This is a genomic window from Aquimarina algicola (assembly GCF_006443095.1).
GTDB classification, from domain to species: domain Bacteria; phylum Bacteroidota; class Bacteroidia; order Flavobacteriales; family Flavobacteriaceae; genus Aquimarina; species Aquimarina algicola.
Genome location: NZ_VFWZ01000005.1, coordinates 234461 through 247895, shown reverse-complemented (window position 1 = coordinate 247895; position 13435 = coordinate 234461). Strand labels below are relative to the sequence as shown.

Annotated in this window: 13 protein-coding genes; 11 read left to right on the top strand and 2 right to left on the bottom strand. The window is 31.5% G+C overall.

Translation table 11 applies throughout. The features are described 5' to 3' along the window. Positions 1-73 precede the first annotated feature (73 nt). The 6 genes from rsfS to FHK87_RS16725 all read left to right on the top strand — a co-directional run bounded on the left by rsfS (position 74) and on the right by FHK87_RS16725 (position 4944). The gene (rsfS, locus tag FHK87_RS16750) at positions 74-445 is read left to right on the top strand and encodes a ribosome silencing factor (RefSeq protein WP_140594913.1); all 372 of its coding nucleotides are present in this window, start codon (positions 74-76) and stop codon (positions 443-445) included. A gap of 14 nt (positions 446-459) precedes the next feature. Further along, positions 460-2412, top strand: coding sequence for an ATP-dependent zinc metalloprotease FtsH (gene ftsH / locus FHK87_RS16745; protein WP_140594912.1), 1953 nt, complete (start codon positions 460-462; stop codon positions 2410-2412). A gap of 119 nt (positions 2413-2531) precedes the next feature. Further along, complete coding sequence (locus FHK87_RS16740) at positions 2532-3143, top strand: LUD domain-containing protein (protein WP_140594911.1); 612 nt, start codon at positions 2532-2534, stop codon at positions 3141-3143. Position 3144: 1 nt separating this feature from the next. Beyond that, on the top strand, positions 3145-3954 hold the full coding sequence (locus FHK87_RS16735; RefSeq protein WP_140594910.1) for a phosphatidate cytidylyltransferase: 810 nt from the start codon (positions 3145-3147) through the stop codon (positions 3952-3954). Further along, positions 3944-4591, top strand: coding sequence for a phosphatidylserine decarboxylase family protein (locus tag FHK87_RS16730; RefSeq protein WP_140594909.1), 648 nt, complete (start codon positions 3944-3946; stop codon positions 4589-4591). The genes FHK87_RS16735 and FHK87_RS16730 overlap by 11 nt, the downstream gene beginning before the upstream one ends. Positions 4592-4671: 80 nt before the next feature. Continuing rightward, positions 4672-4944 carry an acyl-CoA-binding protein gene (locus FHK87_RS16725; protein WP_140594908.1) on the top strand — a complete coding sequence of 91 codons (273 nt, stop codon included), beginning with the start codon at positions 4672-4674 and terminating at the stop codon, positions 4942-4944. Between the two features lie 544 nt (positions 4945-5488). On the opposite strand, the gene FHK87_RS16720 is transcribed toward FHK87_RS16725, so the two are convergent. After that, positions 5489-8119, bottom strand: coding sequence for a valine--tRNA ligase (locus tag FHK87_RS16720; RefSeq protein WP_140594907.1), 2631 nt, complete (start codon positions 8117-8119; stop codon positions 5489-5491). Positions 8120-8385: 266 nt separating this feature from the next. Between FHK87_RS16720 and FHK87_RS16715 the strand changes: the two genes are divergently transcribed. Next, on the top strand, positions 8386-8778 hold the full coding sequence (locus FHK87_RS16715; protein ID WP_140594906.1) for a DUF1573 domain-containing protein: 393 nt from the start codon (positions 8386-8388) through the stop codon (positions 8776-8778). A 58-nt stretch (positions 8779-8836) separates the two neighbouring features. Here the strand turns inward: FHK87_RS16715 and FHK87_RS16710 are convergent, their stop codons facing one another. Next, positions 8837-10186 carry an aspartyl protease family protein gene (locus FHK87_RS16710; protein ID WP_140594905.1) on the bottom strand — a complete coding sequence of 450 codons (1350 nt, stop codon included), beginning with the start codon at positions 10184-10186 and terminating at the stop codon, positions 8837-8839. 104 nt (positions 10187-10290) lie between these two features. Here FHK87_RS16710 and FHK87_RS16705 point away from each other — a divergent pair, with 104 nt between their 5' ends. From FHK87_RS16705 to FHK87_RS16690, 4 genes are all read left to right on the top strand, one after another. After that, positions 10291-11484, top strand: a complete 1194-nt coding sequence (locus tag FHK87_RS16705; RefSeq protein WP_140594904.1) for a pyridoxal phosphate-dependent aminotransferase — start codon at positions 10291-10293, stop codon at positions 11482-11484. Next, complete coding sequence (murB, locus tag FHK87_RS16700; RefSeq protein ID WP_140594903.1) at positions 11481-12497, top strand: UDP-N-acetylmuramate dehydrogenase; 1017 nt, start codon at positions 11481-11483, stop codon at positions 12495-12497. The genes FHK87_RS16705 and murB overlap by 4 nt, the downstream gene beginning before the upstream one ends. Positions 12498-12612: 115 nt before the next feature. Next, positions 12613-12810, top strand: coding sequence for a membrane or secreted protein (locus tag FHK87_RS16695; RefSeq protein WP_140594902.1), 198 nt, complete (start codon positions 12613-12615; stop codon positions 12808-12810). Between the two features lie 32 nt (positions 12811-12842). Beyond that, positions 12843-13433 (top strand): RNA polymerase sigma factor, encoded by a 591-nt coding sequence (locus FHK87_RS16690; RefSeq protein ID WP_226294295.1) that lies wholly within the window; start codon positions 12843-12845, stop codon positions 13431-13433. Positions 13434-13435: the final 2 nt, after the last annotated feature.

The window sequence follows — 13435 nt, the reverse complement described above, 5'->3', positions numbered from 1 at the left end:
TTTGCAAATGTCGTATTAATTCAGACATTAAAATCATAAAAAGTAATAACTTTACACAAATTAAAAAAAGTGCATGACTAAAAAAGAAATCGGTAACGATCAATTAATTGCTCAAATATTAAAAGGTATTGAAGAAGTAAAAGGCAGTGATATTAATATTCTAGACCTTAGAGACATTGAAAATACAGTTTGTAATTACTTCATCATCTGTAATGGAACCTCTAATACACAGGTTAACGCAATCGTTAGTTCTATTCAAAAAACAGTAAGTAAAGAATTAAAAGATAAACCCTGGCATGTAGAAGGTAGTGACAATGCCGAGTGGGTATTGATTGATTATGTGCATGTAGTTGTTCATGTTTTTCAAAAACATATCAGAGAATTCTATGATATAGAAGGCCTTTGGGGAGATGCAAAAACAACAGTTATCGAAACAAATTATTAAAAAGAACACCGTAAATGGCGAAAGACAATAGAAAAACAGAACCAAATAAGAAACCAAAATTTAGCGCATACTGGATTTATGCAGTAATTATTATTGGTTTTTTAGTATTAAATTTTATGGGTGGTAGTGGTATAGGATCTGCTCCCAACACTTCTCCTTCAGAATTTCAAGATTTCTTAAGTAATGGAGAAGTTGAAAAAATAGTAATTATCAATAGAAGAAAAGCCAAAGTCTTTCTTACTGGTGAGGCAAAAGCCTTGGAAAAACATAAGAAAAGTAGAGGCAAATCTATTCTTCCTGTAAGTCCTAATGATCCCGATTATCAATTCGAATTTGGAGATCTTCAAAATTTTGAAAATAAAATCGCTACGATAAAGAAAGAGCGAGGATTGGACACCCAAGTAAATTATGATACTGAAAATAATATCTGGGGAGAAATCTTTATTACCTTATTACCATTTGCGCTTATTATAGGAGTATGGATATTCATCATGCGAAGAATGAGTGGAGGTGCCGGAGGAGGTGCCGGAGGGCAAATTTTTAATATTGGAAAATCTAAAGCTAAATTATTTGATCAAAATACTGATGTAAAAGTTTCTTTTGAAAATGTTGCTGGTCTTGAAGGTGCCAAAGAAGAAGTTCAAGAAATTGTAGATTTCTTAAAAAACCCTGAAAAATACACTTCACTAGGAGGAAAAATTCCTAAAGGTGCTTTACTTGTAGGACCACCGGGTACAGGTAAAACCTTACTTGCAAAAGCCGTTGCCGGAGAGGCAAAAGTACCTTTCTTTTCACTATCTGGTTCTGATTTTGTAGAAATGTTTGTAGGAGTAGGTGCTTCTAGAGTAAGAGACCTTTTCAAACAAGCAAAAGAAAAATCTCCTGCTATTATTTTTATAGATGAGATCGATGCTATAGGTCGTGCTCGAGGAAAAAGCAATTTCTCAGGTTCTAATGACGAAAGAGAAAATACATTAAACCAGCTTCTTACAGAAATGGATGGTTTTGGTACTAACACCAATGTAATCGTTATTGCTGCTACCAACAGAGCCGACGTATTAGACAAAGCACTTATGCGTGCGGGTAGATTTGATCGACAAATTTATGTAGACTTACCAGATATACGTGAGCGTAAAGCGATATTTGAGGTGCATTTAAAACCTCTTAAAAAAGTAGAAAATGAATTAGACACAGACTTTTTAGCAAAGCAAACGCCAGGTTTTTCTGGCGCTGATATTGCTAATGTTTGTAATGAAGCCGCATTGATTGCAGCTAGAAAAGGTAATAAAGCAGTGGGTAAACAAGATTTTCTTGATGCTGTAGATAGAATAGTAGGTGGATTAGAAAAGAAAAATAAAATAATTACTCCTCAGGAAAAAAGAGCAATAGCGTTTCATGAAGCAGGTCATGCTACTGTAAGTTGGATGTTAGAGCATGCTGCTCCACTAGTAAAAGTTACAATTGTTCCAAGAGGTCAATCACTAGGAGCTGCATGGTACCTACCAGAAGAAAGACTTATCGTAAGACCTAACCAAATGCTAGACGAAATGTGTGCTGCATTAGGAGGCAGAGCTGCAGAAAAAGTAATATTTGACGAGATTTCTACTGGAGCCCTTAGTGATCTTGAAAAAGTAACCAAACAAGCTAGGGCAATGGTCACAATTTATGGTTTAAATGACAAAGTAGGAAACCTGACCTATTATGACTCTTCTGGTCAGAGTGAATATAATTTCACAAAACCATATAGTGAACAAACAAGCGAATTAATCGATAAAGAGATATCTAATATTGTAGAAACACAATATCAGAGAGCAATCGATTTATTAGAAAAACATAAAGATAAACTTACCGAATTAGCAGAGGTTCTATTAGAAAAAGAAGTAATCTTTAAAGACAATTTAGAGAAAATCTTTGGAGAACGTCCTTTTGGAAAAAAAGAGGAAGAAATAATAGTAGAACCCTCTTAAGGTATTATTTTTACTTGTAATAAGAAAAATCTTAACCTCATTAGAATATAAGGTTAAGATTTTTTTTATCTTTGGATTTAACTGTAAAAATTGTAATTATCCCAATCGTAATATAAAATATGAGTCTATTTAGAAAATTATTTTTCTCAAAATCTAAATCAGACCAAAAGAGTAATGAACGACATATAGATGATCGCAGCAAGTATATGCCCGAAATCGATTTGCCAATTGATGAAAGTTTTATGATGAACTTTAAAAGAAATGGCGGTAAATTTCTGTATTGCGACAATGACGACGAAGTTCTGGATTCTTTTGATAAAATACTTCTTGAAAATGATTGGTATGAAAAAGAAGTGTGCTGCTTCGATACTTCCTTAGAAAAAAAGTTTTCAAATTTTAATCTGAATTATGTAAAGAATTCATCTGCATCTTTCTTTTTTGCCACTTGTGAATATTTAATAGCAGATAGTGGTGCTATATTAATCTCTTCAAATCAACTTCGTGAAAAGAAACTGATTGAGTTACCTGATAATTTTATCATTCTTGCGGCTACAAGTCAACTAGTTAAAAGTATAAGCGAAGGATTAAAAGGGATTAAAAATAAAAACAAAAATTCTATTCCTTCAAACATAACCACTATAAAAGATTTTGAACCACAAAAAGAAAAGGATTTCTTAAGTTACGGAAGTAGTTCAAAAAATCTATATTTGCTCCTGCTCGAAGATTTATAATATGAAAGAACTACTTACAAGGGGGCTATCGGGATTTTTATACGTCTCAATATTATTAGTATCAATATTTGTTTCAAGATATACATTTGTTGGTGTATTCTTCATTTTTGGAATAATTTCAATTTATGAATTCCAGAAACTCATACACCTTACAAACAAAAGATTATACATCATTTTTGTCTTATTTTTTGTAATTCTTAATCTATACCATGAAGAGCTATATCTCTATGCGGTTCTTCCTATATTGGTTCTCACGATCATTACAGAGATCTTTTTAGTAAAAGATTTGGTTACCATAAGAATTATACCAATGTTCGAAAAAAGAAAATATAGAACTAGTATTTTCTATCTTATATCTTCAATTGTATTTTTAACATTGATTCCTAATTATGATGGAGACTATAACCCTTACATTATTTTAGGAGCATTTTTAATCACATGGGCGAATGATACTTTTGCATATCTAGTAGGCAAAAACTTCGGGAAACATAAACTATTAGAGCGTATTTCCCCAAAAAAAACTATTGAAGGTTTTGTCGGTGGTTTTATATTTTCTATGATTACAGGCTACCTAATAGCGATACTATCAGATTCTTTATCAATAACTATTTGGTTGATTATAAGCATAATTATGAGTATTTTTGGTACACTTGGTGATTTAATACAATCCAAGTTCAAAAGACAAGCAGGAGTTAAAGATAGTGGTACTATAATGCCTGGTCATGGTGGTATTTACGATCGATTAGATAGTGTTATATTTGCAAGCCCATTTCTATATGCATTTTTACAAATTTTAAAATATGTTCCATAAAGAAGGATTTAAAATAATATCGATTACACTGGTACTTTTTCTAGGTATCAATGTTGCTTCCTACGTAGCTTTACAAAGTAAAGAATTACAAATCTCCATATTTGTAACAACCTTAGTATTCCTGGCTTTAATTTTACAATTTTTCAGAAACCCCAAAAGAAACACACAAGTTAGTGATACAACTGTAGTTGCTCCTGTAGATGGAAAAGTCGTTGTAATAGAAGAGGTATATGAAAAGGAATATTTTAAGGAAAATAGATTACAAGTTTCGGTTTTTATGTCACCTATAAACGTTCATGTTACCAGACACCCTATCAATGGTGAAGTTGCATTCAGCAAATATCATCCTGGAAAATATCTTGTAGCATGGCACCCAAAAGCTTCTGAAGAAAACGAAAGAACAACTGTAGTTGTAAAAAACAGTCTTATAGAAATACTGTACAGACAAATAGCAGGTGCATTAGCCAAAAGAATTGTAAATTATGCTACAAAAGGAGAACAAGTATCACAAGGGTCTGATAGCGGATTTATTAAATTTGGTTCTAGGGTAGATATATTTTTACCCGTAGGCACAAAATTAGATGTTACTCTAAATCAAAAAGTAAGAGGAGGAGAAACTATAATTGCTAAATTATAACGACATTAATAATTTGTAGGATTCATTTATAATCCATCCATCTAGACACAAAACTATATATTAAACATTTTTGCAAAAAAATGACCGAAGAAGAATTAAATATTGCCTTCGAAGAAGCATATAAACGCGCTTGCAATACAACAATAATTTTGCCACCGGATATTATGCTCTACTTTTATGCTTACTATAAACAAGCAACGTATATAGATGGCTTTTATACCCCTTCTGGGAATAATCAATTACGAAATGCCTTTAAACTTAATGCTCTTTTTCAAGTCAAAAATCTTACTCCAAGAGAAGCAAAATTAAAGTATATAGAACTTGTAAATAAGCATATTACTGATCCCGAATAATTAAAATCTTACCTAATCAGCAACAAATTGGAGTTCTGAAAAAAGTTAAAAAAATTTTTCAGGCGATTTCTTTACTTTTATTTAACTTTTTTACAGAATAACATAATTACTTTTGCATTTAATATATTATTAAATACACATACTCTATAAACCTAAACCTTATGAACTCTTCAATAATAGTAAATCCATATTTGATTTTTATCAAAAAATAAATAACTCTCTATTTTCTATAGTTATTTAAATTTTTATCGATCCTACGATAACTATTCTGTTATCATGAATATATCTATAATTAAAATTGTTAGCTACTAATCAAAACTTACACACACTTATATTACGCTTAACCAATCAATCTCTAAGATCATAACTAAACGAATCTATGTTAAAAATTAGTTGCAAAGATCTTAACCATTACTCAAACCTGTTGACTGTTTAACACACAAATCATAGACATAGATATTTTTTGTTTATGTATAAGCAGTAAAAAACCCCTAAAAAATTTTAGGGGTTTCTCTATTTTAATACTGGTAAAACTTAAAGAAGTTTATTGCAAACTTTCTAAACTAGATTTCAAGGTTGCAATTTTTGCTTCTGCATCAGCCTGTTTCTTTCTTTCGTTAGCAATTACTTGTTCTGGTGCATTATTCACAAAACGTTCATTTTGAAGTTTCTTTTGAACCGATTTAAGAAAACCTTCGGTATAAGTCAGCTCTGAAGTAAGTTTTTTGATTTCTTCTTCTACATTAATAGCTCCAGAAACCGGGATAAAATATTCATTGGACTTTACTCTAAAAGAAAGTGCGCCATCAACTTTTTCTTCTACATATTGCAATGCAGCTATATTTCCTAGTTTACTGATCACACTATCAAATGTAGCCTCTATTTTTTCATTGTTAAGTACCGATAATGCTATTGTATCTTTAAATGAAATATTTTTTTCTTTTCTTATTGTTCTAATTCCAGAGATAACATCAGCCGCAATTTCAAAATCATTAATCAAATTTTCATCAACAGAAGATGTTTTAGGCCAAGGAGAAACAATTAACGCTTCTTCTTTTGTCCTTTTTGAAATTTGTTGCCAAATTTCTTCTGATATAAATGGCACAAAAGGATGTAAAATTTTGAGGTTATCTTCTAGCAATCTAATTACTTGAGCATATGTTTTTGCATCGATCGGACTTCCATAAGACGGTTTTATCATTTCCAACAACCAACTACAAAAATCATCCCAGATCAATTTATAAGTGGTCATCAAAGCGTCGCTTATTCTATACTTTTCATAATTTTCTTCAAGCTCTATCAATGCTTTCTGAAATTTTGAAGCATACCATTCTATCGCTATTTTTGACGCATCTGGTTGCTCTATACTTTCGTCAACCTCCCAACCTTTGATCAATCGAAATGCATTCCAGATTTTATTTACAAATGCGCTACCTTGTTTACATAAATCTTCGTCAAACATCAAATCATTACCTGCCGGAGAACTCAATAACATCCCTACTCTTATCCCATCAGCTCCATATGTATCTATAAGATCTAATGGATCAGGAGAATTCCCTAAAGATTTAGACATTTTACGTCTTTGTTTATCTCGAACAATTCCTGTAAGATAAACATTAGTAAATGGTTTTTCTTTTCTATACTCATATCCGGCAATGATCATTCTTGCCACCCAGAAGAATAGAATCTCTGGTGCGGTAACCAAATCGTTTGTAGGATAATAATAGTTGATCTCTGGATTATCTGGCTCTAAAATCCCGTTAAACACACTCATTGGCCATAACCATGACGAAAACCAAGTATCTAATGCATCGGGGTCTTGAGTTAGATCGGCATCTGTTAGGTCAGTGTTACCCGTTTTCTCTTTTGCTAGCTTAAGTGCCTCTTCCCTACCCTCTGCTACTACAAAGTCTTCTTTTTTATCACCATAGAAATATGCAGGGATTTGATGCCCCCACCAAAGCTGTCTAGAAATATTCCAATCCCTTACGTTCTCCATCCAATGGCGATAGGTATTGATAAACTTTTCTGGAACCAGATTCACATCTTTTTCTAACACTGCTTCTAAAGCGGGCTTTGCCAACCCTTCCATTTTAAGAAACCATTGATCACTTAATTTTGGTTCTATCACAGCTTTGGTACGCTCACTGGTACCTACTTTATTGAGATGTGTTTCTATTTTTTCTAAAGCTCCAATGCTTTCTAACTCTTTTACAATCTCTTTTCTTACCACAAAACGATCTTTTCCTTCGTAATGAAGTCCATACGAATTCAAAGTAGCATCATCATTGAAGATATCTATAACTTCTAATTTGTGTTTATCACCAAGAACTTTATCATTAGGATCGTGGGCTGGGGTAACTTTAAGACATCCTGTACCAAACTCTACATCAACATATTCGTCTTCGATAATAGGAATCGTACGATTCGCAATGGGTACAATAGCTTTTTTGCCTTTAAGATGTGTAAACCGTTCGTCATTTGGGTTGATACAAATAGCTGTATCCCCCATTATGGTTTCTGGTCGCGTAGTAGCTATGACAAGATGATCTTTACTTCCTTCTATTTTATATTTTAGGTAATATAGGTTTCCTTGTTTTTCTTCATAAATAACTTCTTCATCAGATAAAGTTGTTTTTGCTTCCGGATCCCAATTTACCATTCGATATCCTCTATAGATCAGTCCTTTGTTGTACAGGTCAACAAAAACTTTTATAACAGAAGATGACAGGTTGTCATCCATGGTAAACGCAGTTCGATCCCAATCGCATGAGGCTCCCAGTTTTTTCAATTGCTCCAGAATGATTCCGCCATGTTTATGAGTCCAATCCCAGGCATGTTTTAAAAACTCTTCTCTAGTAAGGTCATTTTTATTTATTCCCTCACTTTTCAACTTAGCAACAACTTTTGCTTCTGTAGCTATAGAAGCATGGTCAGTTCCCGGTACCCAACAAGCATTATATCCTTTGAGGCGAGCTCTTCTAATCAATACATCTTGAATAGTGTTGTTTAACATATGACCCATATGTAACACTCCTGTAACATTTGGAGGAGGAATTACTATAGTATATGGTTCTCTTTCATCTACTTCTGAATGAAAATATCTATTTTCCATCCAATAAGAATACCATTTTTCTTCTATCGATTTTGCATCGTATTTTCCAGCTAAAGTCATATTTGGTCTGGTTTTTGAAATTTGAAGTGCAAAAGTAATTATTTAAAGTGAAGAATATATAACGTTATTGAGATGAAATTTTAAAAACCTTATGCTATTATAATGTTTTATATGGCTGTAAAAAAATAGAGTAAATGATACTGTTAAGCCTTATAATTACTTATAAAATACATATTAAGATTTTTTTTTAACAATTTTATGGTTTGTGTTAAGTTTTGCTTTTGAATAAAAAGTAGTTACTTTTACACCATATAAAAACCTACACTATGAGAAAATTAATATTAATTTTATGTGTTGGTCTTATGAGTATTACGATTAATGCTCAAGACAAAGCCCAAATAAAATTTAAAACTGAAATTATTGATTATGGCGAAATTGCTAAAGGAAGTAATGGTGTTCGCCAATTTGAATTTACAAACACAGGAAATGCGCCACTAGTCATCTCTAAGGTATATTCTAGCTGCGGATGTACAATTCCTAAGAAACCAGAAGGACCTATCGCTCCTGGTAAAACTGGAGTTATAGAAGTAAAGTATGATACCAAAAGAGTTGGACCTATTAGAAAAACCATAACAGTTACTTCTAATGCTGGTGATAGTCCCACAATGGCTGTAAAAATTAAAGGAACAGTATTGGACAAAAGTGTTTTGGAGAACTAAAAAAAAGAAAAAATAAAATAGTTAGAAAGGTAGAGTTTATTTTCTCTACCTTTTTTTGTTAAATAACTTTTTTAAGGATAAACTGATATCTAATCTCTATCCCCAATCGTCTTATTTTCATTTTTATTTTTTTGCCTTCTTCATAATAAAACAATTCATTTAGATCAGAAAGCTTATACTCATATCCTTTTTTTCCATTAATTTCTAAGATAACATCCCCTTTTTTGAGACCTGCCAAATCTGCTGGAGAATTAGGCCTTACATCAGAAATTTCGTAATTAGGTCTTAATACAAACAAATTAGACAACTCAAGAGTTTTTTTGCTTATTTTCTTATTAATTCCAAGATACACCCTATCTTTTTCACTATAGTCAGTTACTGCTGTAAATCCAGTATGTTGAATTGTTAATCCACTCATATTATAATGAAATGGTTTACTAAAAAAGCCATTCTTTTTAAAAGAAATTCTTTCATTAGGATAATCAACAATCAAATTAAACCTACGTAACACATTACCACCTAAAGAACCTTGACGTTTTTCTGAAGATATCCCTTGTATATATACCGAATCAGGAAATGAAGTTGTAACCTCCTTAAGCTTAAAATCTCCAATATGCAACTCTTCAATTTTTGTTTTTTGTCCATAAATATCTCCATTGAAGCCTTTACCCAAAAAATCTCTAAAAGAACCTTTTGTTACAACAATTCCTTTATTTTTATTTTCAAATAACCATAAAGAAGATCCTGATCCAGAATCCAATAGTAAGTTAATATCTATAAGTTTTTCGCCTGATTTATATTTTGCTTTTAGAAAAGGCCTTTTTCTCTGATTTCTAAACCCTATTTTCGTTTGATAACAATTCTTGCATTTTTTGTAAACATACTGATCAGGGTCATTTACTCGAATCACTTTTTGAGCATAATTTATTTCTAAAATGAAGTCTTTAAAAAAATCGTAACCTATAATCCCATGTATAGGAAACCCCATACGTGGTGAAAAATTCACAGACTCATCGAGTATAAGATATACTTTATGATTAAAACTTGTCGACCTCCCAATCCTAACCTCATTGTTTATGGATCTAATAGCTTCTACCGGTTCGTTATTCCCAAGGCCTTTCAAACGAATTTTTGAAGCATTTTTTAGTTCTAATGATTCTTTATTATCAACACTAAAAATAATTGTAGATCCTACACCGGTATCTAAAATAAAAGACAACTCTATACCGTTAATTGTAACGGGAATAACAATAAGATTATTAGCAAGTTGAAATCGAATTTTATCACTTTTTTTTCCTTTTGGAAGCTGGAAGCTTTGTTGTGCAACAACAACACAACTAAAAAGCAGGAATACTATTAATAACCTATTTTTAGAAATACAATAAAAATTTGATAGTAAAACTTTCATTATAATAAATATAAAGAAATAGTTGAAAAATCACAGTAATTATACATCTATTTCTTAAAATATTTAAGAAATTTACCGCTATTTTATTCTAAAAGTCAAATAAAATGCCTGTAGTATCTCATAAAGGCAAGGCAATGCCAGAGTCACCAATTAGAAAATTGGCACCTTTTGCGGAAAAAGCTGTGAAAGAAGGTAAGCATATTTTTCATTTAAATATAGGTCAACCTGACATAAAAACACCTATTGAAGCTTTGCATGCTATTAGAAATAACAATATAGAAGTTCTTGCTTATAGCCATTCTGCAGGCTTTGAGAGTTTTAGAAAAAAACTTGCTGGCTATTACGCAAAACATGACATCACCATTTCTTCGGATGATATTTTAGTAACCACAGGTGGTAGTGAAGCCTTAATTTTTACAATGGGTAGTATCACAGATCCAGGTGACGAAATTATTGTACCAGAACCATTTTACGCCAATTATTATAGTTTTTCTACACAATCAAATATAAAAGTAATTCCAGTTATATCTAAACTAGAAGATGGATTCGCTCTTCCCAAAATAAGCGAATTTGAAAAACTTATTTCTGAGAAAACTAAGGCCATTTTAATTTGTAATCCAGGTAACCCTACAGGATACTTGTACAGTAAAGAAGAAATAAAACAACTAGCCGCACTTGCAAAAAAATATGACTTGTTTCTTATCTCTGATGAAGTTTACAGAGAATTTGTTTATGATGACTCTCAACATTATTCAATATTACAAGAGAGAACACTAGATGATCATGCAATTATCGTAGATTCTGTTTCTAAAAGATATAGTATGTGCGGCGCAAGAATAGGATGCTTGGTTAGTAAAAATAAAAGTGTAATCGAAACAGCTATGAAATTTGCTCAAGCAAGATTGAGCCCTCCTACAATAGCCCAAATTGCTAGTGAAGCTGCCTTAGAAGCTCCAGAATCTTATTATAAAGAAACTGTCAAAAAGTATAAAGAACGAAGAGATACTCTTATTACAGAACTTAACAAAATTGAAGGAGTAAAAGTTGCTACTCCAAAAGGTGCTTTTTATTGCATAGCAGAGTTACCTGTAAAGGATGCTGATCACTTTGCACAATGGATGCTCGATAAATTTGACTTAAATAATCAAACAGTAATGTTAGCTCCTGCTTCTGGTTTCTATTCTAGTCCTGACCAAGGTAAAAATCAAGTGAGAATCGCATATGTTCTCAATACAAAGGATTTGAAAAAATCTGCTGAAATTATAAAATTTGCTCTCAAAAAATACAACAATCAATGAAAATTGAACATCATAAATCCTTACAAAACTATAATACATTTGGTATTCATGTGACTGCTCGTGAGTTTGTTGAAGTTACATCACAAGATCAACTCAAAGAAGTTTTACATCAAAATAAAGAAAAAGAAATATTTGTTTTGAGTGGTGGTAGTAATATGTTACTCACCAAAAACGTTGACGCTCTGGTAATCCATATTGCAATAAAAGGAATTGAAATTATAGAAACAACTAAAAACCATGTGATACTATCAGCAAACGCTGGAGAAAACTGGCATGATTTTGTTCAATTTTGTATTGACCATGACTTTGGAGGTTTAGAAAACTTATCTCTAATTCCTGGCTATGTAGGTAGTGCTCCTATCCAAAATATTGGAGCATATGGAGTAGAATTAAAAGACAGTATGATACGTTGCGAAGCTATACAGATAGCTACCAAAGAGCACAAAATTTTTGATAACAAAGATTGTAATTTTGGATATAGAGACTCAATATTCAAAAATGAAGCTAAAGGAGAATATATAATTACCAAAGTAACTTTTAAGTTAACTACGAATAATCATGCATTACGCACAGATTATGGAGCAATTAAAGATGCTCTTAAAAAAAATAATATCACGACAACTCCTACAATTAAAGATATTGCAAATGCGGTAATTGAAATCCGAAAAAGTAAACTTCCGGATCCAAAAGAAATTGGCAATAGTGGAAGTTTTTTTAAAAACCCTATCATCAAAAAAGAACATTTTGAAAAACTTCAAAAAGAATATCATGATATCCCTTTTTACAAAATTGACGAAAACTATATCAAAGTTCCGGCAGGATGGCTGGTAGAGACTTGCGGTTTTAAAGGGAAAAGATGGGGAGATGCTGGTGTGCATAAAAAACAAGCTTTAGTTCTTGTAAATTATGATAATGCAACAGGAAAAGAAATACGAGAAGTATCCGAGAAAATAAAAACAGAGATCAAAAACAGATTCAATATCAATCTAGAAACAGAAGTTAATATTATATAAACTAACAACTATAATTTTATACTAAAAATTATCTTATTCTCTACAAAGCATTACTTTCTTTGTATCTTTGTAAAAATTATTTTTAATATCAATATATATTTTTAACTCGGAATACATGGGAATTTTATTACTAACAGTTGGACTACTCTTACTCGCCTTTGCAGGTATTGCTATCAAACTATGGGCAAAAAAAGATGGTAAGTTTGCCGGTACTTGTGCAAGCCAAAGTCCTTTCTTAAACAAAGAGGGAGAATCTTGTTCTTTATGTGGAAAAACTCCTGATCAATATTCTACTTGTAATGAGAACAAATAAAAATCTCACTATTATTAGCCAAAACCAAATCTTTGAAAGAGAGTAAAAACGTAATTTCAATACAAAATCATATTAAAGGAGCCAAAGAAGGCAAACAAATATCTTTTAACTTCTTACTAGATACTTTTTGGAACGATATCTATAATTTTCAACTAAAAAGGACTAATGATGAATATGAAGCAGAGGATATTACCATTCAAAGCTTTTCTAAAGCATTTGATAAAATTGACACCTTTAAAGAAGAGTACAATTTTAAAACATGGCTAACACAGATTTCTAAAAATATACATATTGATTTACTACGTAAGAAAAAATCTTCGATACAATCACAAACAACTACTCAAGTTGACGACGCTGTTTATAAAATCATAGATGATAATCCCACTCCAGAAGACAAATTAATTACAGAACAAAATCTGGCAAGATTGCTATCATATATTAAGCAGTTAAAACCGAATTATCAGAAAGTAATTAATTTAAGGTATTTTCAAGAATTAAGCTATAAAGAAATCGCAGAATATCTTAACGAGCCTATCAATAATGTTAAGGTAAAACTATTAAGAGCGAGAAAACTATTACTTGAGATTATCACAAATAATAGCGAAAACAAAAGCTCATTATAAAA

Coding starts and splice junctions, on each gene's coding strand:
- rsfS (WP_140594913.1), top strand. CDS start 74: ATGACTAAAAAAGAAATCGGTAACGATCAATTAATTGCTCAAATATTA.
- ftsH (WP_140594912.1), top strand. CDS start 460: ATGGCGAAAGACAATAGAAAAACAGAACCAAATAAGAAACCAAAATTT.
- FHK87_RS16740 (WP_140594911.1), top strand. CDS start 2,532: ATGAGTCTATTTAGAAAATTATTTTTCTCAAAATCTAAATCAGACCAA.
- FHK87_RS16735 (WP_140594910.1), top strand. CDS start 3,145: ATGAAAGAACTACTTACAAGGGGGCTATCGGGATTTTTATACGTCTCA.
- FHK87_RS16730 (WP_140594909.1), top strand. CDS start 3,944: ATGTTCCATAAAGAAGGATTTAAAATAATATCGATTACACTGGTACTT.
- FHK87_RS16725 (WP_140594908.1), top strand. CDS start 4,672: ATGACCGAAGAAGAATTAAATATTGCCTTCGAAGAAGCATATAAACGC.
- FHK87_RS16720 (WP_140594907.1), bottom strand. CDS start 8,119: ATGACTTTAGCTGGAAAATACGATGCAAAATCGATAGAAGAAAAATGG.
- FHK87_RS16715 (WP_140594906.1), top strand. CDS start 8,386: ATGAGAAAATTAATATTAATTTTATGTGTTGGTCTTATGAGTATTACG.
- FHK87_RS16710 (WP_140594905.1), bottom strand. CDS start 10,186: ATGAAAGTTTTACTATCAAATTTTTATTGTATTTCTAAAAATAGGTTA.
- FHK87_RS16705 (WP_140594904.1), top strand. CDS start 10,291: ATGCCTGTAGTATCTCATAAAGGCAAGGCAATGCCAGAGTCACCAATT.
- murB (WP_140594903.1), top strand. CDS start 11,481: ATGAAAATTGAACATCATAAATCCTTACAAAACTATAATACATTTGGT.
- FHK87_RS16695 (WP_140594902.1), top strand. CDS start 12,613: ATGGGAATTTTATTACTAACAGTTGGACTACTCTTACTCGCCTTTGCA.